This is a genomic window from Ktedonosporobacter rubrisoli (assembly GCF_004208415.1).
Taxonomy (GTDB): domain Bacteria; phylum Chloroflexota; class Ktedonobacteria; order Ktedonobacterales; family Ktedonobacteraceae; genus Ktedonosporobacter; species Ktedonosporobacter rubrisoli.
The window spans coordinates 3541613-3565114 of the sequence record NZ_CP035758.1 but is presented as its reverse complement, the minus strand read 5'-3'; the positions used below and the strand labels follow the sequence as shown (position 1 = coordinate 3565114).

8 protein-coding genes are annotated in these 23502 nt (G+C 53.5%); all 8 read left to right on the top strand.

Annotated elements, in window-relative coordinates; translation table 11 throughout:
• Positions 1-412 precede the first annotated feature (412 nt).
• The 8 genes from EPA93_RS15895 (at position 413) to EPA93_RS15860 (ending at position 23086) form a co-directional block, all read left to right on the top strand.
• Complete coding sequence (locus EPA93_RS15895) at positions 413-1786, top strand: MFS transporter (RefSeq protein WP_129888452.1); 1374 nt, start codon at positions 413-415, stop codon at positions 1784-1786.
• The gene (locus EPA93_RS15890) at positions 1779-6944 is read left to right on the top strand and encodes a non-ribosomal peptide synthetase (protein ID WP_129888451.1); all 5166 of its coding nucleotides are present in this window, start codon (positions 1779-1781) and stop codon (positions 6942-6944) included. Before EPA93_RS15895 ends, EPA93_RS15890 begins: the two co-directional genes overlap by 8 nt.
• Entirely contained in the window at positions 6934-12369 is a 5436-nt protein-coding gene (locus EPA93_RS15885) for a hybrid non-ribosomal peptide synthetase/type I polyketide synthase (RefSeq protein ID WP_165423156.1), read from the top strand. The genes EPA93_RS15890 and EPA93_RS15885 overlap by 11 nt, the downstream gene beginning before the upstream one ends.
• A 100-nt stretch (positions 12370-12469) precedes the next feature.
• Complete coding sequence (locus EPA93_RS15880) at positions 12470-13099, top strand: hypothetical protein (protein WP_129888449.1); 630 nt, start codon at positions 12470-12472, stop codon at positions 13097-13099.
• A gap of 23 nt (positions 13100-13122) precedes the next feature.
• Positions 13123-13281 (top strand): phosphopantetheine-binding protein, encoded by a 159-nt coding sequence (locus EPA93_RS49830; protein ID WP_242527421.1) that lies wholly within the window; start codon positions 13123-13125, stop codon positions 13279-13281.
• Positions 13282-13301: 20 nt separating this feature from the next.
• On the top strand, positions 13302-16685 hold the full coding sequence (locus tag EPA93_RS15870; RefSeq protein ID WP_165423155.1) for a non-ribosomal peptide synthetase: 3384 nt from the start codon (positions 13302-13304) through the stop codon (positions 16683-16685).
• A gap of 73 nt (positions 16686-16758) precedes the next feature.
• Positions 16759-21162 (top strand): type I polyketide synthase, encoded by a 4404-nt coding sequence (locus EPA93_RS15865; RefSeq protein ID WP_129888446.1) that lies wholly within the window; start codon positions 16759-16761, stop codon positions 21160-21162.
• Positions 21163-21370: 208 nt separating this feature from the next.
• Positions 21371-23086, top strand: coding sequence for an acetyl-CoA carboxylase carboxyltransferase subunit alpha (locus EPA93_RS15860; protein WP_207229563.1), 1716 nt, complete (start codon positions 21371-21373; stop codon positions 23084-23086).
• Positions 23087-23502 lie beyond the last annotated feature (416 nt).

Here is a 23502-nt window from a genome sequence, read left to right as displayed (position 1 = left end):
ATTTCAAGAGCGGCTGGAAGTGAGCGCACCGGAAGTGGAGTGCAGACGCTTCCTCGGGCTCACTTAGCGGGCTGTTGCCCTTCCATCATCTGTCAAGATATGGCAGAGAGTATTGATCAATCTCATGATTGTGGAGAATCTGCGAAGGCTCTTTGCAGCTCATCAAGCATCTATTAGCCAAAGCATGCACTGTAACCTTATTACGTAAAGACATATGGAAACGAATTACTAAGAAATAGTTTGAAAAAAAGTCTAGCGCCGTACCATCATTTATTTAAGGAGAAACTATTATGGCAGATTTTGCTATCTCAAAAGAAATAATCAGGAAATGCTGTTTATATCGCAATATACAGTATAAACGCATCTAATTATATTTGGATGCTTGTATTTCTACGATGAAGGAGTAAACTGCATGTCAAAGGCTTCGTCTTCTCACACATGGTATCGCCCTTTTGCCCTGGCCATGTTTGCAAGCATGCTCTCCATTAGCGGAACGCTCATGACTCAATTTGCTGTGATTACCTGGGCATGGCAGACCACTGGTTCAACCATTGCTTCAGGCTTAATTACAGTAACCTCCTTTTCTGCCGTTGTAGGTGTAAGCCTCTTTTCAGGGGCTCTAGTTGACCGCTGGAATCGCAAAAAGGCCATTATCGTCACTGATATCATTGGCGGCATAACAACAGGTTTGATTCTGCTGCTCCACCAGGCTAATCAGTTGCAGATCTGGCATCTCGCTATCCTCGGCCTGGTGCTTGGAACCCTCGAAGCTTTTCAGTTTCCTGCCTACATGGCGAGCATTACTATGATGGTTGAGCCAGAGCAACGGAGTCGGGCGAATGGGATGTTCGAGACAGCATGGAACTTAGCTGAAATCATCTCAGCCGCCCTTGGGGGTATCCTGCTTGCCCTCATCGGACTGGACGGCGTTCTCCTGATCGACCTGGCAAGTTTTGCCGTGATTGTGCTGGCAATCTCACTCATTCATATTCCTCAACCCGAGTCAACAGGCGAGGTGCCTGGTTCATTGTTGCTTGACGTTGTAGCAGGCTTTCGCTATCTGCTGGTGCGTCCGAGCGTGCTTCTGACGGTTTTGCTTTTTACCTCGATCAATGTGGCCTATGGCACCTACCAAGGGGTTTTCAGGCCGATGGTTCTGGTGTTTACGCACAACAGTGAGCAGATCCTCGGTTTTGCCCTTGCGGCAGTGAGTATTGGCAATCTCATCGGCGGAATTTTTGCCACAATCTGGAAGGGACCCAAAAAGCGTATTCCTATTATCCTGCTCAGTTGGAGCGTGATGTCCTCGTTCGGTTTTGTTCTGGCTGGCCTGGGGCGCTCACTGCCGCTCTGGCTGGTGGGACGTTTTATGGCGGGTGTGCTGAATATGATTGCTGTTACGCTGAGCTCTGCGATATGGCAAGATAATGTGGATGAGCATGTTCAGGGACGCGTCTTTGGGATTATCCGCCTGATATCGCAAGGTACGGTCCCTATTTCAGCTTTTCTTGCCACCTTTCTCGTTCAAATCGTAATCGGGCCTGCCATGCAGCCGGGTCAGGGCCTGGCCAATCTGGTTGGAGGTCTGTTTGGCACCGGCGATGGCGCTTCTATGTCGCTAGCAATGGTTTCCACAGGTCTGATCTTTGGCGTCCTTTTACCTCTCGTGGGTTTCCTGATCCCTGCTATTCGAAATTTAGATAGTCAGGGTTCTGATGGACACCAGGATGCGCAGTCAACAGGTGATATGACACATTTGGAGGCAGGATCATTTAGCCATGAGTAATACTATTAGATGTAATTGGGAAACAGCTAAGCTGGATTATCCTCGCGCTCTGTTTGTTCCCGATCTCATTTTGAAGCAAGCACACACCAAACCTGATGCGCTTGCGGCCGTATGTGGGCCTGATCAGTTGAGCTACCGCGAATTGACGATCCGAGCCGGGCAATTGGCGATGCAACTCCGTGGGCTGGGCGTTGGATCCAATGTGCTGGTCGGCATCTATCTTGAGCGCTCGCTGAATCTGGTGATTGCACAATTAGCCGTATTTCTGGCTGGGGGAGCATATCTACCGCTCGATCCGCGGCTGCCCAAGGAACGGGTAAAGTTTTTGCTTCGCGATTCTGCGGCGGCAGTGGTCCTCACGCAGAAGAGTCTGCGTGGCCATCTGCTAGAAGATGGGGTTTCCCTGCTCTCCCTTGACGAGAGCTCTGAAAAGCCCGCTAAGCTAGAGGAGACTGAGCAGCATGATCTACAGGGCTGGCCAGCCTGGCGACAAGATCAGCTGGCCTATGTCATCTATACGTCTGGCTCGACAGGCCTTCCTAAAGGTGTAGAGATTACCCACGCTAACCTGATGCACCTTGTCGCATGGCACCTCCATTGCTATAACCTGACGGCAGCTGATCGCTGCAGCCATCTTGCGGGTTTGAGCTTTGATGCCAGCGTCTGGGAAACCTGGCCAACCCTGGCGGCGGGTGCCAGTTTGTGGTTTGTTGATGAGCAGACCCGCCTTTCACCACAACTGCTTCGCTCATGGCTAGTAGAGCAGCGGATCACGCTGAGTTTTGTGCCTACCGCTCTTGCCGAGGAACTGTTGCTGCTTGCCTGGCCAACACAAACTACCCTGCGCTGCCTGTTAACCGGGGGCGATGTGCTCCATCGCTATCCTCCCCGGAATCTCCCTTTTCAGCTTTTCAATCACTATGGGCCAACTGAATGTACTGTTGTAGCAACTGTGGGGCTAATCGAGCCAGGAGTGCAATCTGTTCAAGCACCTCCCATTGGTCGAGCTATTGCCAATACTCGCTTGTATATCCTTGACCACAACAGGCGCCAGAGAGTCCCGTTTGGCGAAGTAGGAGAACTGGCAATAGGCGGCGCGAACGTGGGGAAAGGATATCGTGGCCATCCTGAGTGGACGAATGAGCGCTTTATTGAGCTGATCTTGCCAGATCAGACAACTGAACGCGTCTATTGCACGGGAGATCTTGTACGCTTTTTGCCCGATGGACAGTTGGAGTTTCTCGGTCGCCAGGACCAGCAGGTAAAGCTTCGGGGCTTTCGTATCGAGCCTGGCGAAATCGAGATGGCGCTGCTAGGGCATCCAGCCATCCGTGAAGCGCTGGTTCTGCCCCATGAAGCCAGGCCCGGACAAAAACGCCTGTGTGCGTTTCTGGTCTATGACAATGGGCCAAAGCCGAGCTATCAAGAACTGCGAACCTTTATCGGACAGCACTTGCCGGACTATATGCTACCCGCGGCTTTTGTCGAACTTGAAGCTATGCCACTGACGGCAAATGGCAAGATCGATCGATCCGCTCTCGTCTCTCGGCTGGAGCAGGAAGCTGGCGATGCGCTTCCGCAACAAGCGCCACTGACGGAAACTGAGCTGACACTCGCCTTGCTCTGGGAGCGTATCCTCGGCATCTCTCGCCCTGGCCGCGACGCGCATTTCATCGCCATGGGAGGGCATTCGTTGCTCGCCGTACGCTTAGTTGCAGCGATTAAAGAGACATTCCAGGTCGATCTCTCCTATGGCAAACTTTTTGAGCATCCACTTTTAGGTGAGCAGGCAGCGTTGATAGATTCGCTAGAGCAAGCTGAAAGCCTTCCACCTCTATTGCCAGTCAGCGCCAGTGAGCATTATGAGCTGTCGTCAGGTCAAAAGGCGCTCTGGTTCCTCTCACGGCTTGTGCCTGATGAGCCGCTCTATACCAATATCCTGGCCTACCGTTTGTCTGGACCGTTACATCTTGTAGGCTTGGAGAAGAGTATCAATGATCTTATAAAGCGCCATCCTGCTCTGCGTACGGTCTTTCCCTTGAAGGGAGAAAGACCAATACAGCGTGTGCTTCCCGAACTTGCCCTTACACTTGAGCTGTTGAAACTAGAGAGCGGATCGAGCAGCGAACGCGAGCGACAAGCTATGGCGTGGCTGCGTCAGGCAGCCCGACAGCCCTTCGATCTTGAGCAAGGCCCCCTCATACGCGCCGCAGTGGTCCAGATTGCGGAGCAGGATCACCTCTTGCTTCTGACGCTGCATCACCTCATCTCGGATGGTCAATCCGTAGCGATTTTTTTGCGCGAGTTGGCGGCCCTGTATCAGGGGCATTGTGTTGGCCAGCCGGTAAGCTTGCCTGCCCTGCCACCTCACCAACTGGCATTTGCCGCCTGGCAGGGCGAGTTGGCCGGCAGCAATTTCTTTGCTCGGCAAGCAGCATACTGGCAAGAGCAGTTAAAGTCCGTGCCTGCAACGCTCTCCTTACCCACCGATTATCCCCGACCTGCCAGGCAAGCATTTCATGGAGCGCAAAAGCTATTTGTCTTGCCTGCGCAGCTTTCTCAAGCCTTGCTGGCGCTAAGTCAGGCAGAGGGGGTCACTCTGTTTATGACCCTGCTGACAGCCTGGGCTATCCTCCTGTACCGTTATAGCAAGCAAGAAGTCTTTGCGATTGGCGTTCCTGCGCTCAACCGTTCCCATCCTGCTCTTGAGGAGGCGGTTGGGATGTTCGTGAATACGCTGGCCCTCCGTATGGATTTCTCCGCTGCTCCCGGTTTTCTGGCGCTTCTCAAGCAAGTCTATGCGACTGCTGTAGCTGCGTACGCTCAGCAAGAGTTGCCCTTTGAGCAAGTTGTGGAATTGCTACAACCAGAGCGCTCGCTGAGTCATAATCCCATTTTTCAAGTCATGTTCGCCTTCCAAAATGAAGACTTTGCTGCGCTTAGCTTGCCACAATTGACGAGCCAGCAAGTTGCTCTGGATATCGGAACCTCGCTCTTCGATCTTACCCTGGAAGCTATCGAGAGCAAACAGGGGCTACGTATACTGTTTGAATATAATAGCGAGCTGTTTGCCGAGGCAACCATTGCGCGTATGATAGGCCATTTTCAACGCGTTTTAGAGGCAATTGTTGCCAATCCAGATCAGCCGGTTGCCAGCTTACCACTCTTATCAGAGGCAGAATGCCTCCAGCAACTCTATGATTGGAATGCTACAGCCTTTGCCGGTTCTTTACAACTGCCGATCGCCACTCTGGTTGAAGCGCAGGCGCAGCAGAGGCCAGGACAGGTCGCTCTGATATCTGAAGATGTCGCTCTGTCCTACCAGGAGCTCAATGAGCAGGCCAATCAACTTGCACGTAGCTTGCTGGCGCGTGGCGTCAGGACAGGTTCGCTGGTTGGTGTGGCGCTTGAACGTTCTCCTGCTCTGGTGATCTGCCTCCTGGCAATTCTCAAAGTTGGCGCAGCATACCTGCCCCTGGATCCGGCGTATCCCCCTCAGCGTCTGGCCTCTCTCCTGGCGGATGCTCATCCCGCGCTGCTGATCACCCAAAGTTGGCTGGCTCCGCTCTTCCCACAAGTTCAAGGGCAGACTGTCTACCTGGATACCCTGGGGACTGAAACAGAGCAGCAGAGCAAAGCTAATCTTGCAATCTCAGTTGAGAGCACCACAGATATGTATGTGATTTATACTTCTGGCTCGACAGGACAACCCAAAGGGGTTGTGATGCCGCAGCGGGCTGTACTCAATCACCTGTCCTGGATGCAACAGCGCTTTCCCTTGAGCAGTGAAGATTGCGTTTTACAACACACTTCTCAAAGTTTTGATGTCTCGGTGTGGGAGATTTTTGCACCGTTAGTGCTGGGGGCAAAGCTTGTCCTGATGCCACCCGACAAAGACAATGATCCTGAATACTTCATCAAGATCATCCAACGCCAGAGGGTAAGCATTCTGCAAAGCGTACCCGCGCTTCTTGTCATGTTGCTTGAACAGCGCGATTTCTCACAATGTACAACTTTGCGCCGCGTTTTTTGTGGCGGGGAAGCTATGCCTGCTAGTTTGGTCGAGCGCTTTTACGCGACTAGCACAGCCGAGCTTATCAACATGTATGGACCAACCGAGACGTGTATCGACGCAACCTACTGGGTTTGTCCGCGCACGGCCTTGCCCACCAACATTCCTATTGGTCACCCCATTGGTCATGCGCAGGCGTATGTGCTTGATGCTCATCTTCAACTGCTGCCTGTTGGCGTGCCTGGAGAGCTCTATCTGGGCGGTCACGGATTGGCAGCGGGCTATCTCAATAGCCCTGAACTTACCGCAACGCGCTTTATTGCCAATCCTTTCCCACATACACCCGGCGCTCGGCTATATAAGACAGGGGATCTGGTGTGTGCTCGTTCCGATGGCACGCTTGAATTCCTGGGCCGTCTCGATCAGCAAGTAAAAGTGCGAGGTTTCCGTATCGAGTTGGGGGAGATCGAAGACATCTTGCTTAAGCATCCTGCAATTCATGAAGCTATGGTCGTTGTGAGAAGCTATGCCAATGATCAGCGCTTGCTGGCTGCCGTGGTGTATCAGCACGGTCGATCATCTTCCGAGCTTGAACTACGCAGCTATCTTCAGGAGAGGCTTCCGGCCTATATGATCCCAAGCACCTTTGTAAGCTTGCCCGCGCTGCCTCTAACTGCTAACGGCAAATATGATCGCGCCGCGCTGGCTGAGCTGACCTTGCCAGAAACTGAAACATCGGAGAACTACCTTGCCCCGCGTACGCAGACAGAAGCAAAGCTGGTGGAGTGCTGGCAGAGCCTTCTGGAGCATGCGCAGATTGGCATTAAAGACAACTTCTTCGCGCTCGGAGGTAGTTCCCTGCTAGCAGCTCGAATTGTGGCCAGAATTCGTGAGATCTGGCATATTGATCTGTTACTGCGCTCTATGTTCGAAACTCCAACGATTATGGAATTGGCAAGCAAGATTGACGAGCTGCTCGAACAGCAACAGCAGGTATTTCAGCGCCGGCTTGAGACCGTAATTGATCCTGCTGCAGCTCAGGATCTCCTTGCCGAATTTTCTGCTCTGACGGATGAGGATATTAATCGACTTTTTGCAGCTTTGGCCAAGACTACTAATGAAGAAAGACTTTCCAATGAAAAGTGATCATACAGAGAAAATAACCCAACAGGAGAAACGCCATTTACTTTTGAAGGCTTTGCAAGAGAAGGCCGGGGCTAACGATGTAGTTCATCCGCTTTCTCTTTTCCAGGAAGGGCTCTTTTTTCTCTCTCAACTGCAGCCAGAAAATGTTCAGTACAATATGCCGCATAGTCTGCGCCTGCGCGGCACGTTACGGCCGGAGGTGCTGGAAAGGAGTATCCAGGAAATTGTACGCCGCCATGCGCCGTTGCGCACGCTGTTCACGTTTTCGGATGCAGGTGAGCCACAGCAGGTGATCCAGCCCTTTCAACCCGCAAAGTTGCGTACCATTGATCTGAGCTTTCTATCCGCCGCTCAAGCCGAGCAGCGTGCGCGGCAAATCATTCAAGAGGAAAGCGTCCATGTGTTCCGGCTGGCCAAGGAAACGCCTTTTCGCTGCCTGCTGCTACGCTTGCATGAACAGGAGCACTGGTTCTTTTTTGTCGTGCATCATCTTGTTTTTGATCTGCTTTCCCTTGAGGTCTTCCTTAAAGAATTGGAGATCCTCTATCGCGCTTTTTTGCAAGGACAAACCTCTCCACTACCAGAGCTGGCACTTTCTTATCCAGGCTTTGCCCGCTGGCAACGACAACAGCTCCATAGCGACGAGTTCGCGGCCCAGCTCGCTTACTGGAAAGAGCAACTAGGGGGAGAACTGCCTCATCTGACCCTGCCTACCGATTTTCCCTGGGCGGCCCAAAGCAGCGAAAAAGGAGGGCTGTACACGTTTTCTTTGCCGGAGGAGCTCCTGGGCCAACTCAAGGTCCTGGCTCGTCAGGAGGGCACGACACTCTTTATGAGTTTGCTTGCTTGCTTTGCCATCTTGCTTGCACGTTATAGCCAACAAGATGATCTCTGTATTGCTACGCCCGCAGCCATCAGGAAGCGTGCGGAGATGGTCCCCCTGATTGGGCTATTGATCAACACGCTCATCTTGCGCCTGGATCTTACAGGCGAGCCAGGCTTTCGCGACCTGCTCAAGCGTGTCAAACAAACGGCTCTAGATGCCTATTCACGGCAAGATGTCCCCTTCTCCAGGATCGTTGAGGCGGTGCATCCAGAGCGCATGGCTAACTCAGTCTCGCTCTTTCAGACACTTTTTTCTGTTGAGGATGCCCCTATCCCCTTTGCCTTGCCGGACCTCACCTGCACATTGCATGACCATCAGCACGAGACAGCCAAGACAGATCTGTCGCTCTCAATCCAGGAGGAAGCATCTGGTCTAACGGCGATTTTTGAGTATCGCAGCGATCTCTTTCAAACTGCCACAATTGAGCGCATGGCTCAACATTTCACTAACTTACTCACGGCAATTGTGGCTGAGCCAGAGCGTCCCATTTCGACGCTTCCCATGCTTTCACAACAGGAACTCTCCACTTACACGCTGGCCTGGAATGCAACGCTGCTGGATTATCCGCGTCATCTGCTGGTGCCTGAGATGATTCTGCAACAAGCTCGCCGTACCCCCGAGGCCCTGGCTGTCGTTGGCACTTTCCACCAACTCACTTATCGCGAACTGACGACTCAGGCCTGGCAACTTGCTGTACAGCTACAGGCGCTAGGCGTGGGTCCCAATATGCTGGTTGGCGTCTGCCTTGAGCGTTCGCCCGAGTTGATAGTAGCTCAGTTGGCTATCTTGTTGGCTGGAGGGGCGTATCTCCCACTCGACCCAACGCTCCCTACACAACGGCTGCGCTGGTTGCTTGAGGACGCTGGCGTGATCGCAGTGCTCACGCAAAAAGGTTTACGTGCTCGCCTGGCGAAAGAGGGGCTACCTGTACTCTCTTTAGACAGTTCTGCACAGAAGGAATCCTCGCAATTAGAGCAGATCGCGCTGCCCGCTCTGGCTCTATCCCAACCAGAGCACCTGGCCTACGTCATCTATACCTCTGGCTCAACAGGGGTGCCCAAAGGAGTGGAGATCACCCACGCTAATCTGGCATATATAACTGCAGCCGTGCAGGAGATTTACCACATTACAGCCGGTGAGCGCTGTTCACATATGGCCGGGCTCGGTTTCGACGTCTCGGTGATGGAGACATGGCCCCCTCTGACGGCCGGGGCAAGCCTCTGGCTCGTCGATGAGCAGAAACGACTCTCTCCGTCTCACTTACGCGACTGGTTGCTACATGAGCAAATCGCTGTGAGCTGGGTGTCTACGCTGGTGGCTGAAGAGCTACTCAAGCTCGCCTGGCCCGCCCAGGCAGCGCTACGTGCCATGGATACAGGCGGCGATGCGCTTCACCTGTATCCTCCCGCCGGGTTACCCTTTCAATTGTTCAATACCTATGGGCCGACCGAAGCTACTGTCATCGCAACTGCTGCCCTGATAGAGCCAGGAGATCCCCTGGATGAGCATCGTCAAGCTCCTCCCATTGGTCGCCCGCTGCCTAATGTTCACCTGTATGTGCTTGATCGCTTTCAGCAACCGGTGCCTCCAGGCGTGGTAGGAGAGCTCTTCATCGGTGGTGAAGGGGTTGCCAGGGGATATCGCGGCCATCCTGAGTGGACCAGCGAGCGCTTTATTGAGCTAGCGCTGCCTGGTTTACCCGTTGAACGTGTCTATCGTAGCGGGGATCTGGTGCGCTATCGCTCAGATGGGCAGTTGGAGTTTCTTGGTCGCAAGGATACGCAGGTAAAGCTGCGCGGTTTTCGCATAGAGTTGGGAGAGATCGAGGCTTCGCTTCTGCGCCATCCGGCCCTGCACGAGGCCATCGTGCTTACCCATGAGATCACACCTGGAGATTTTCACCTCGCGGCATTTCTGGTGGCCGAGCGTGAAGCAGCGCCATCCCCCGCCGATCTGCGGCTCTTTTTGCAGCGCTCTCTGCCGACCTACATGCTCCCAACGCACTATATTCTCATCGATTCCCTCCCGCTGACTCCCGGCGGGAAGGTTGACCGACGCGCTTTAGCCGCATCCCTCAAGGCTCCCTCTGGAGCGTCTCCGGCACGGCTAGATGCTCCAACACAGCTCTCAGATACCTACCTGGAACAGTGGCTAGCCGCTCTTTGGGGCTCATTGCTTGCCAGCACAGATCCTGTCGGCCTTGATGAGAATTTCTTTGATCTGGGTGGCCACTCGCTGCTTTTGCTGCGTGTGCATGAGATGATTGTCAAACAAACAGCCATTGATATTCCACTGCTTGATCTCTTTGCCTACCCAACAGTGCGCACTCTGGCCGGACGGCTGCGGGAATTAAGTGCTCCAGGGCAGGATCAGAGCGCTTCTGCACAGGAAGCTCAGCCGGCAAGCGTGCCCGAACAGAGTGAAACAGAGATTGCTATTGTCGGCCTGGCCGGGCGTTTCCCCGGCGCGAATACGCTCAAGGAATTTTGGGAGAATCTCAGGACCGGCGTCGAGAGCATTAGCTGGTTCAGCCGTGGCGAACTGCTGGAAGAGGGCGCTGATCCAGCAGAGCTCGATCATCCTGACTTTGTGCCAGCAAAAGGCATCATAGAGAATGCCGACTACTTTGACGCGCCTTTATTCGGCATTTCGCCACGTGAAGCCGAGACGCTCGATCCGCAACAGCGCATCCTGCTTGAATGCGCCTGGGAGGCCCTGGAGCATGCCGGGTACAACCCTGAGAGCTATCCCGGCAGGATCGGAGTCTATGTTGGCTCAAGCATAAGTACCTATCTGCTCAACAATCTCTATCATCATAAGGAGCAGATAAAAAAAGTTGGTATGTACCAGATTCTGCTCGCCAACAATCACGATTTTCTCTCCACACGCCTAGCCTATAAGTTGAATCTGCGCGGGCCAGCAGTCACCGTGCAAACTGCCTGTTCAACCTCGCTGGTGGCAATTCACCAGGCTTGCCAGAGCCTTCTACAGGGAGAATGTGAGCTGGCGCTAGCCGGAGGAGTCTCCATCCAGGCGCCGCTCAAAGAAGGATACCTCTATCAGCCTGGGGAGATCATGTCGCCTGACGGTCATGCACGCGCCTTTGATGCGCAGGCGGGAGGAACAGCGGCGGGAACAGGGGCCGGGCTGGTTGTACTCAAGCGCCTTGCCCAAGCGCTACGCGATGGGGATACCATCCACGCTATTATCAAAGGCTCAGCCATTAATAACGATGGAGCCCATAAAATTGGTTTTACAGCGCCGAGCAGCGAAGGACAGGCAGAAGCTATTGAGCGAGCGCTGAGCGTGGCCAAAGTTGCCCCCGGCAGCATTTCGTATGTAGAGGCTCATGGCACAGGAACCATCCTTGGCGATCCCATTGAGGTGCGTGGACTGAGCAAAGCTTTTCGGGCACGGGGTGAGCAGGCACAAGGATATTGCGCACTTGGTTCCGTCAAGACCAATATCGGCCATCTCGATGCCGCCGCTGGTGTCGCTGGCCTGATCAAGGTAGTTCTGATGTTACAGAACAAGCAACTACCCCCAAGTTTGCATTTCCAGCAGCCTAACCCCAAGATCGATTTTGCCCATAGCCCGTTTTTTGTCAACACTCGCCTACAGCCCTGGCAGCCGCGTGAAGGGCTGCGACGAGCAGGCGTCAATTCCCTGGGTGTGGGGGGGACAAACGCTTACGTTATTCTTGAAGAAGCGCCAGAAGAGATGCGGCTAGAAGAAGGCGAGCAGCTCCCTCAACTCCTGGTGCTTTCGGCGCAGAACCAACGCTCCTTACAAGGGAATATCCAGCGGCTCCTTGAATATGTGCAGCAGCAGGGGGCAGCCCTGCAACTGGCTGATCTGGCTTATACACTTCAGGTTGGCCGCAAAGCATTTTCACAGCGCGTGGCTCTCGTAGGGCACAGCGCAGAAGAGTTTAGCCAGAAACTTGGCAAGATGCGCAGCCAGGCAGGGCCGAGAGCAGAGACAGCATTAGAGCGATCGCCTGTCTTCTTATTCCCGGGCCAGGGCTCTCAACACGTGGGGATGGCCAGTGAGCTCTATCGGACCCAGCAGCTTTTCAGGAGCCAGGTGGATCATTGTGCTCGTCTACTTGAACCAGTGCTTGGGGTAGACATGCGCAAGATCTTGTTTGCCGGGGACAGCGAAAGAACGGTTGCTAGTCAGCAATTGAATGAAACCTGGCTCACTCAGCCAGCGCTGTTTGTGATCGAGTATGGGCTGGCCAGGCTCTGGCAATCCTGGGGAATCGTTCCCCGGGCTATGCTAGGCCATAGCGTTGGTGAATATGTTGCAGCATGCCTGGCTGAGGTCTTTAGCCTTGAGGATGCGCTCAACATTATTGCTATCCGCGGGCGCCTGATTCAGGTCTGTCCTCGGGGTACGATGCTGGCCGTCTCGCTTTCTGAGGAAGAAGGGCGCTTATGGCTCTCTGATGAGATCTCGCTAGCGGCAGTTAATGGCCCCGGGCGATTGTTCTGGCTGGTCCAGAGCCCAGGCTTGTGGAAATTGCCGAGAAACTGAAGGCCCGGGGGTCTCTAACCGTCCACTTAATACCTCACATGCCTTTCATTCCACAATGATGACTCCGGCCCTCGCACCTTTTGCGGAGCTATTAAAGGCTGTGAAACTATCAGCGCCAAAGATTCCTTTTCTCTCTAACCTGACCGGTACCTGGATCAGCGCAGCCGAGGCCACCGATCCAGACTACTGGGTGCGCCATATTCATAGCACGGTCAGATTGGCCGATAATCTGCAAACGGTTCTTAGTGATGCGCCGCGTCTCCTCCTGGAGGTTGGCCCGGGTACCACGCTCAGCACCCTGGCGCGCCAACAGCTTCCTGCCAATAGTGCGCATATGGTGATCTCATCTCTGCCCCATCCACAGGACGGGCGCTCAGATCTGGCTTGCATGCTTAGCGCTTTAGGGCGTGTCTGGGCCTGTGGGCAGAAAGTAGACTGGGAAGGCGTAAACAGCGGGACGTCAAGGCGACGCATTCCGCTACCAACGTATGCCTTTGATCGTCAGCGCTACTGGGTAGATCCTCCCCATCTGGAGTACAGAGAGCAGGAAGCCTGTCAGGATGGAACAATCCTGCTGCCTGCCCATAATCCTGTTGATCGGCCCTCGCCTGAAAACGGCAATGGCGACTATAAGCAGGATCTTCCAGAAAGTGAGTGCGAAAAGCTCGTAGCGCAGGTCTGGCAAGATGCGTCAGGAATAGCCCCCTTGGCATTCATACCAACTTTCTAGAGCTAGGTGTAGATTCTCTACAAATGACGCGAGTTCTTAATCGCCTGCGCGAAATCTTTGCCCTGGATATTCCTCTGCGCTGGCTGTTTGAAGAGCAAACTATTGGACAGCTTGCCCAAAGAATCAAAGGCGAACTAACCAGGCTTCTAGAGAACGAATCTCCAAAGAACTCAGTAGTTTAACGATGGACAGAGGAAAACAGATGTTGAAAGATAACGCTCAGAAGAAAAATCAGCCCGGACTGGTTGGAAACGAGATAAGCATGCTGCAACGCTGGCGGCAGAAGCAGGAAGTCCACGCGTTGGGGCAGATTCCCAGGCAAACGCAGACGGAGGCGTTACCATTGTCATTTGCCCAGGAACGTATCTGGTTCCTCCAACAGATGGAGCCTGCTTCCACCGTCTACCATCTACCCATTGCCTATAGACTAGTGGGCGCTCTGAATGTTTCCTTGTTAGAGGAAAGCCTGGCAGTGCTTGAGCAGCGCCATGCTGCCCTGCGCACCTGCTATACCGAAGTGAATGGGCAACCAGTACAGCGCATTTCTGCACAGCAAAGGCGCCCTTTGAGCTTGATCGATTTGCAGGAGCTCAGAGGGAATAGCGACTTTCCACAGCACCTGAAGGCAGTGCTCGCAGCAGATTATCAAATTCCTTTTGATCTTGAGCGCGGCCCCCTTTTTCGGGCCACGCTCTACAAATTGCAGGAGCAGGAGCATATGCTCCTGCTTACGCTCCACCATCTGATTACAGATGGCTGGTCGAATGGTCTACTGATGGAGGATTTAGGAGCGCTTTACACGGCACTGGCAACAGGGCAGGCGCTTCCGCCAGCGCCAGAAGGCTTGCAATTTGTTGATCTGGCTTGCTGGGAACGAGCACGCTGGCAGCGCGGGGAGATGGATGAAGCTTTAGCCTACTGGAAACGGCAACTTGCGACAGCCCCGGCGCTGTTGCAATTGCCTCTCGATGCTCCTCGGCCTGCGGTAAGGAGCAATCGCGGCGCCGTTTACAATTTTCAGCTTGCCGACGAGACTGTGGCTAAACTGCGGGCATTGTGCCGGGCTGAACATGTTACCAGCGTTATGGCTCTGCTGGCTGTTTTTCTTGTCTTTTTAGCGCGTTACACCGCTCAGGAGGATCTTCTGGTTGGTTTACCTGTCTGGAATCGCCAGCGGAAACAAGCCGAGAACGTTCTCGGCTTGTTTGTGAATACTCTGGCCATTCGGATTTCGCTGGCACACCAACCAGACTTTCGCACTCTGCTGGAGCGGGTAAGGGTCGCCACGCTGGAAGCGTACCAACATCAGGAGTATCCCTTCGAGAAACTTGTGGAGCAACTGAGACCGGAGCGTACGACCAGCCATACACCGCTGTTTCAAGTCATGTTGAGTGTTGATGCAGGCGCAGATGAGCAGCTTAGCTGGCCTGGCCTGATCCTCTTGCCTGAGAATGTCGAGCGAGTTGGAGCACAAGTTGATCTCACCCTTGAGATAACTGAACATCACCAAGCTCAAAATGGGTTCGACGGCTTTACGTGCGCTTTTGTGTATGCCACCGATCTCTTTACACCAGCTACCATCGAGCGAATGATCGGCCACTTCTCCCAGCTCTTGCAAGCATGCGTGGCTCAACCTGACACAAAGATTGCTCGCCTGCCCATTCTCTCCCAGAGGGAATTGCAGCAGATGACCGTAGATTGGAACGCTACGCAGGTCATTTATCAAGATAGCCACTTTTTACCTCGACTCTTTGAGAAGCAGGTCGAGCGCACTCCTCACGAAATTGCTCTCACCTACAAACAGGCTGTAATGACTTACTGTCAGCTTGATGAGCGTGCTAATCAGCTTGCCAACTTTCTCATGGCCCGGGGCGTCACGTCCGAGACCCTGGTGGGCATCTCCGTTGAGCGTTCGCTGGAGATGGTTATCGGTTTGCTGGGAATCTTGAAGGCCGGTGCCGCCTATCTTCCGCTGGACCCATATTATCCCCCGCAACGTCTTGAGTATATGCTCAAGGATGCGCAAGTACCCATGCTATTGACCCAGAGTCATCTAGCAGAACGCTTTGCAGCCATGACAATGCCTCTTGTCTGCCTTGACGAAGATTGGCAGCGCATTGCCCGTTTTAGCCAGGAGCTGCCGGCGATTTCAGGCAGTCCAGAGCAACTGGCATACGTGATCTATACGTCAGGTTCCACCGGTAAACCAAAGGGAGTCATGAACACTCATCGCGGTGTCTGTAACCGGTTGCTCTGGATGCAAGACCACTATCAACTGACCGGGCAGGACCGAGTTTTACAAAAAACGCCTTTCAGTTTCGATGTCTCAGTCTGGGAGTTTTTCTGGCCTTTAATAACCGGAGCACGCCTGGTCATGGCCGAGCCTGAGAGGCACAAGGATACTGCCTATCTTGTAGAAATCATCAAGAGTGCGGCGATTACCACACTGCATTTTGTACCTTCTATGCTTCAGCTCATGCTTGACGAGCCAGGATTGGAGGAATGCTTCTCTCTGCGGCGTGTCATTTGTAGCGGTGAAGCGCTCTCGCCACTAGTGCAAACACGCTTCTATCAGCGCTCTCAAGCGCAGCTCTCCAATTTATATGGGCCAACCGAGGCCGCCATTGACGTTAGCTATTGGGAATGTCAGCGCGGGGATCAAAGCAAGACTGTCGCTATTGGCTTTCCGCTAGCCAACACACGGCTCTATGTCCTTGATCACCTGGGGCAGCCAGTTCCAATCGGTGTTCCTGGCGAATTGCACATTGGTGGCGTGCAGGTTGCGCGCGGTTATCTCAATAAACCTGAGCAAACAGCCGAAAAATTTATCCCTGACCCATTTAGCGTGGAACCCACGGCCCGCCTCTACAAAACAGGCGACATTGCTCGCTATCGCGCGGACGGAGCGCTTGAGTATCTGGGGCGTATGGATCATCAGGTGAAGATTCGCGGACTGCGCATTGAACTTGAAGAGATTGAAATGGTGCTGATGCAGCACCCGGCTGTGCGCGAAGCAGTAGCTATCACTAGAGAGCTGGCTCCTGGCGATACCAGGCTTGTTGCGTATCTCATCCCAACTAGCTCGCCCATGAACCAGGGTGACAGCCTCGATGTAGAGGAGATCCAGCGCTACCTGAGTGCGCGATTACCCGATTATATGGTACCGCGCACATTCATGATCCTTGAGAGTCTGCCGCTTTCTCCTAATGGCAAATTTGATCGCCAGCGCTTGCCCCAGATCATGGAAGAAACTCCTTCGCAGCCAAGAGCATATGTTCCTCCCAGCAATGATATTGAGCGTACCATCGCCGAGATCTGGGGAGAAATACTTCATCTCCAGCAGATCAGCATAGAGAGCAACTTCTTTGAACTGGGTGGGCATTCGCTACTGGTTACTCAGATGCGAAGCAAGCTGAGGGAGCGCCTGCACGTTGAATTGAGCATTATGGAGGCATTTCGCTTTACGACCATCCAGACACTCGCGCGCCATGTAAGTCAAAGCAGCAGGTCTGCAGCATGGTCAGTGCAGAACATTCGGGAGAGAGCAGCCAGGCAGCGCCAGGCATTCAAACGCAAACATCCATAAACCTATTTCCAGTTTTGACCAATAGAGAGCAGCCAAAAAAAGTTTCTATGCAGAAAGAAGAGGAAAATATCATATGAGTAAATTACAAGAAACGCACAATTTAGAAGGGGTAGCTATCATCGGCATGGCCGGCCGCTTTCCAGGTGCGCAGAGCATTGAAGCGCTCTGGCAAAACCTCTGTAGCGGACACGAGGCAATCACACGTTTGAGCGCCGCCGAGGATGAGGCTTTGCAGCGCGATCCCAGCTTACAAAATAATCCCGATTATGTACCAGCCGGGGCCTTTCTTGATGATATCGAGGTTTTTGATGCTGCATTCTTTGGCTACAGCGCACGAGAGGCGCGGATTATTGATCCCCAGCAACGACTGTTTCTCGAATGTGCCTGGCAGGCGCTCGAACATGCTGGCTATGATGCCACGCAATATCCAGGACGGATCGGGGTTTTTGCCGGCGCTGGCATGAACCTGTACCTGTTAGAGCATATCTATCCCAGACGTGCAGAGCTCAAATCGATTGATGACTATGAAACCATGCTCGCCAGTGAAAAAGACTTTCTTGCTACGCGTGTAGCCTATAAACTTGGCCTGAAAGGTCCGGCAATTACCGTCCAGACAGCTTGCTCAACCTCATTAGTGGCTGTGGCTCTGGCCTATCAGAGCTTGCTCAACTACCAGTGCGATATGGTCCTGGCCGGAGGAGTCGCCTTGCAGGGCCTTGAGCGATCTGGATACCTATATGAGCAAGGTGGGATTGGCTCGCCGGATGGTCACTGCCGCGCTTTTGACGCCCTTGCTCAAGGAACAGTTGGTGGCAATGGCCTGGGAGTCGTTGTGCTCAAACGCCTGGAAGATGCGCTGGCTGACGGGGACCAGATCTACGCAGTGATTAAGGGAGCTGCCATGAACAATGATGGAGAGCAAAAGATGGGCTATACTGCGCCCAGCATCGATGGCCAGGCCGAAGTAATCAGCGAGGCGCTGGCCCTTGCTAACGTGACAGCTGACAGCATCGGTTACGTTGAGGCTCATGGCACGGGCACCACCATCGGCGATCCTATCGAGATTGCGGCTCTCACTCAAGCTTTTCGCGCCTGCGGTGCTAGCCGGAACACGTTCTGCGCGCTAGGCTCGCTGAAGACCAATCTTGGCCACCTGGACGTAGCTGCCGGGATTGCTGGCCTTATCAAAACCACTCTGGCACTCCATCAGAAACAACTACCGCCAAGCCTGCATTTCCAGAGCCCCAATCCACAGATTGATTTTGCCCATAGCCCGTTTTATGTCAACACTCGCCTGACTGAGTGGCAAAGCGGCCCAACACCCCGCCGCGCCGGCGTTAGTGCCTTTGGGATCGGGGGAACCAACGTACATGTCGTCCTGGAGGAAGCGCCACCTCTTGCACCTAGAACGCCATCCAGCGCCCCTCAGTTGCTCGTGCTCTCCGCCAGGACTGCCTCTGCGTTGGAAACTATGACGGATCAACTCGCTCGCTACCTGGAAGCACATCCGCAAAGCGAACTGGCGGATATTGCGCTAACTCTCCAACAAGGCCGCAGAGCGATGCCCTATCGACGTATGCTCGTCGCCACCAGCAGGAAGCAGGCTAGCACAGCTCTAGCCACGCGCGATGTAGCCCAACTTCTCTCTTCGGTTGTTGAACCAGGAGATCGCTCTCTCGTCTTTCTCTTCCCCGGACAAGGTGCGCAATATATCCAGATGGGGCAAGAGCTTTATGCTACTGAGCAGGTATATCGCCGTTGGATTGACTATTGCGCCGAACGTCTCTTGCCTTTGCTTGGTCTCGACTTGCGCACATTGCTCTTTCCTCCACCTGAGCAGGCCGAGAGCAGCGCCCTGGTCCTCAATCGGACAGATATTGCCCAATCAGCTTTGTTTGTGACCGAATACGCCCTTGCACGCCTGTTGGAGTCCTACGGCGTTGTGCCAGACACGATGGTCGGTCATAGCCTTGGCGAATATGTTGCAGCGTGCCTGGCCGGTGTGTTTTCGCTGGATGATGCGCTCTATCTTGTCTCCAAGCGCGGTCAACTGATGCAGAGCATGCCTGGAGGCGCTATGATCAGCGTGGCAGCCTCAGAAGAGGTGATGAAAGGGTTCCTTGACGAGCAGCTTTCCATCGCAGTCATCTTTGGCCCAGCCCAGTGTATCGTGGGCGGCTCTTTCGAAGCCATCGCCAGATTAAAGCAAACTTTGTCCGAGGCAAAGATGGTATATAGCACATTGCATACCTCGCATGCCTTCCATTCGCCGATGATGGATGCCATGTTAGAGCCATTCCGTCAAGTGTTTAGTCAGATCACCTTGCACGCGCCGCGCATTCCCTATGTCTCTTGCACGACGGGCACCTGGATTACGGCCCAGGAAGCGCTTGATGCCACTTATTGGCTCAAACATCTGCGGCAGACTGTTCGCCTGTCCGATGCCATCCAAACGCTCCTGGTCGAGCCTGGTCGGATATTGATCGAAGTGGGGCCAGATCAGACTATGAAGGCGCAGCTTCGACAACTTGGGCCACAAATAGCCCGTTCCGTAGTCTCTGTACCAACGATGCGTCACCCGCGCGATGTGCAAACTGACACGACATTTCTGCTGACAGCTTTAGGCAAACTCTGGCTGGCTGGCGTTCCAGTGAATTTCTCGGCGCGCTCCTCAGGTCAGGGCCGTCGCGTTGCTCTACCCACTTATCCTTTTGAGCGTCAGCGTTATTGGATAGATGCTAAATATAGCGTACTGGAAATCGCTTCCCAGGAAGTGGAAAAGGAAGCGGAAAACACTCTGAAGGACTCTTCAACGGAGCTGATGGCGTCTCCGGCCGAACAGTTTCGCTCAACTCTCCTCAACGACTATGTTGCGCCGCGCACTGAGGTTGAGCGCAAAGTCGCGGTTCTCTGGCAGGAGTTTCTGGGCATCGACGAGATTGGCATCTACGATAACTTTTTTGAATTAGGTGGTCACTCGTTGCTGGCAATTAGCCTGATCGCTCGTCTGCGCGAGACATTCAAGATCGAGCTGCAGGATCGCACACTCTATGAACAGTCCACAGTGGCCTCGCTAAGCGCCGTCATTGAGCAGAGCAAACAAGCCTTTCTGCCAATTGTGCCAGTTTCGCGCACGCAACCATTGTTGGCAAGCTGGCAGCAGCGCAGGCGCTGGAAGCGCTATCAGCTTTACCCCGAACAATCGGAGTATGATAATTTCTCGATTGGCTGGATCTTAGAAGGTCAGCTAGACCATGCCCTCTTCGAGCGCTGCATAAATGAAGTTGCGAAGCGGCACGAGATCTTACGAACTGCTTTTGATGAACATGAGCAGCAGGTTATTCAGGTAATCAAGCCAGAACTGCCCATTTCAATCCCACTTAAGGATCTGCGCACCTTGCCTGCCCATGAGCGTTTTTCGACCATGCTACGCCTGGCCGCCGAAGAAGAGCATACCGGGTTCCGTATGGAGCAAGCTCCGCTCTGGCGTATGCGCCTCTATCGCCTGGATGAAGAGCGCTATGCCTGGATCATTGTTGCCCATCAAGCCATCTGGGATGGAGTCTCTTCTGAGAAGATACAGCACGAGATGAGTATCATTATGAAAGCACTCGTTAAGGGTGAGCAGTGGCACTTGCCGCCTTTGACCGTGCAATTTGCCGACGTGGCGGCCTGGGAGCAGAAGCGTTTCCAGGGAGAGCTCCTGGCAGACATGCTGGCCTACTGGCGCGAGAAATTTTCTGGAACGCTCACCCCGCTGCAACTACCTACAGACCGCCCTCGCCCGCAAGAATACATGCCGAGCGCACTGCAAGAGTGGCATCTACCCAGGTCGCTTGCGGATCGTCTAAAGGCAGTTGGACAGGAACAGAGCGCTACCCTCTATATGGTAATGCTTGCGGCTTTTAACGCTCTATGCTTCCATTTAAGCGGGCAGGAGGAGATGTTGGTTGAGTCATCTTTCCCGAATCGCGACAGGCCAGAAATGCTTTCAATGGTCGGGCCTCTGGCTAATATGATCACGCTACGTACCAGCCTGGCCGGCAATCCCGGCTTCCGCGAACTCCTGGCGCGGGTGCGTGAGGCTGTTGTTGGGGCTATTGCTCAGCGCGAGTTACCCTTTGTGCGTGTTTTGGAAGAGTTTCATCCTGAATATTATACCAGCCACGAGCGTCCGGGGCGCATCTTTATGGCCCAGTATAACGCTGAGGAAGTGGATGATGACCTGCCAGGGCTTACTTATGGCGAACGACTTTCGTTCAGACGCATCGTGTCTGACATTTATTACTCATTGATCGATCGTGGCGAATATGTGGAAATAGTCTGGGAGTATAGCACACATTTGTTTGACAAAGAGACAATCAATCGCATGTTCGCAGACTACACAGCCTTTTTAGAGCAGGTGGTAGCAGATCCAGAGCGGCATCTGACTGATTTCAAGTTACTGCATCACCCCATTTCACAAAAAGTTGTGTGAGGCTGCTGTGCATCGCCTCCGACGAAATCTGGAACGAAGCGGTAGGCGTGGGAAAATGTCGCATTTCAGAATCAAACAGCTTGCCTCTACCCGGCAAGCTGTTTGGTCCCGCGACAGCGCTTGCTACGATTGATGGCGCATACATTCATGATGTAAGAGGGGAATCTTATGAAGGGCATCTTTTTAGGATTCCAATAGAGGTTTAAAGATGATTGAGAACACTCAGATAGCGATGTATGAAAACGAAAGCCCGGTTGAGCGTCCTGCTTATACGAGAAAAGATGTGCTGGTGAAATGCCCTCATTGCAAGGCATTGTTATACGTACGTGCCTTAGAAAACAATGCCAGGGTCTGTCTCGAATGCGGTCATCATTTCCAGCTTTCGGCGTTTGAGCGGATAAATAGCCTGTTGGATGCTGGCAGCTTTGTGGAGACCGAAGCTCATCTTTACTCTGGCGATCCTCTCAATTTTAGCAATCAATCATGGACCTATCCAGAAAAGCTGCACGAGGCCCAGGCGCGCACTGGGCTTGCTGAAGCTATTATTACGGGCACAGGAAGTATCGCAGGATATGCACTCGTCATAGCGGTTATGGACTTCCATTTTATTGGTGGAAGTATGGGCTTAGTCGTGGGAGAGAAGATCACACGAGCCATTGAGCTGGCGCGTGAGCAGCTCATCCCGTTGCTCATCGTCTCAGCTTCGGGCGGTGCACGAATGCAGGAAGGAATCTTCTCGCTGATGCAAATGGCAAAAACCACCATCGCTTTACAGCGACTTGGTGCAGCACGAGTGCCCTTCATTTCCTTATTGACCCATCCGACAACAGGTGGTGTGGCTGCCAGTTTTGCTATGTTGGGCGATGTTATTCTCGCCGAGCCTGGCGCATTGATTGGCTTTGCTGGTCCGCGTGTGATTGAGCAATTTTCCTATAAGAAATTACCAGAAGGGACCGATACCTCTGAATTTATGCTCGAACATGGCATGCTCGATGCTATCGTGCCGCGCTCCTCGCTACGTGCCACACTTATACAATTGCTCTCTATTCATTCATTACAAAATACACTGCAGTTTAGTCCACCTCTGCACCCTCTTCGATGGATTGGAACGGCAGAGAAGTCGCCAGTCTCTGAGAGTGTATGGGACCGAGTACGAATTGCGCGTCATCTGCAACGTCCTCATACGGCTGACTATATCCGCCTGTTATGTACGAGCTTTTTTGAGTTACGGGGAGATCGGCGTTACGGCGATGATCCCGCAATTATTGGTGGGGTAGCAACATTTCTTGGCCGAACAGTTATGTTCATCGGACAGCAGAAAGGACACAATACCCAACAGAATCAAGCACACAATTTTGGCATGCCCCATCCCGAAGGATATCGCAAAGTACAGAGACTTATGCGCTATGCGGAGAAGTTCAGGTTGCCTGTTATCTGCTTGATTGATACACCTGGCGCCTTTCCAGGGCTGGAAGCTGAACAGCGTGGGCAGGCACAGGCCATTGCCGAAAGCCTCATGCTTATGGCATCTTTGTCTGTGCCAACGGTAGCTGTGATAATTGGAGAAGGTGGTAGTGGTGGTGCCCTGGCCCTGGGTTTTGCTGATCGGGTGCTGATGCTGGAGAATAGCATCTATACTGTTGCTTCTCCAGAAGCAGCGGCGGCAATTTTGTGGCGGGACAATAAGTACGCTCCACAAGCGGCATCTGCTCTGCGTATTACGGCTCCAGACCTGCTGGAACTGGGAGTCATCGACGGTATTATTCCTGAACCGCTGGATGGTGCACACCTTGATCATTTGATCACGAGTCGTTTAGTGGCAGAACGACTATATCAGGTTCTGACTGAGCTGTCTGCCGTACCTGTTCCCGCACTCTTAGAGCAGCGATACACAAAATTTCGCCAATTGGATCAAAAGCTGTGAATTATTGCAGAAAGGCATTATTCCACGGCAAAGCGTGCTGTAGAGAATATGTCTCACCTGCACAATGGCGGCTCGCAGGCTACCGGGCAGCGCTCGCGGAAGCTGTCTATCCCTTCACTGACCCTGCCCCACTTTCATGGAGAGAGGAAATGCGTGTATACTTGCCATGAAAGAGGAGAGCAGAGGAAGAGCCTCAGCGCGCAAGAGGTCATGCCACAAAGCACCTCGCGTTGCGGCTTTTTGGGAGGCTCGGAAACGCGCCAGCGAGTGTGGGGCCAAGCGCTACCCCTGCTCGAAGTGCACGCTAGAGCTGACAGCGACCACCAGAGATCACCTGAGCTCTCAGGAGATGTCAAGAACCACCTGCGCCCTGGGTGTGTGCTTCCAGAGATCAGCAGAGACGAAGGGAGACGTCA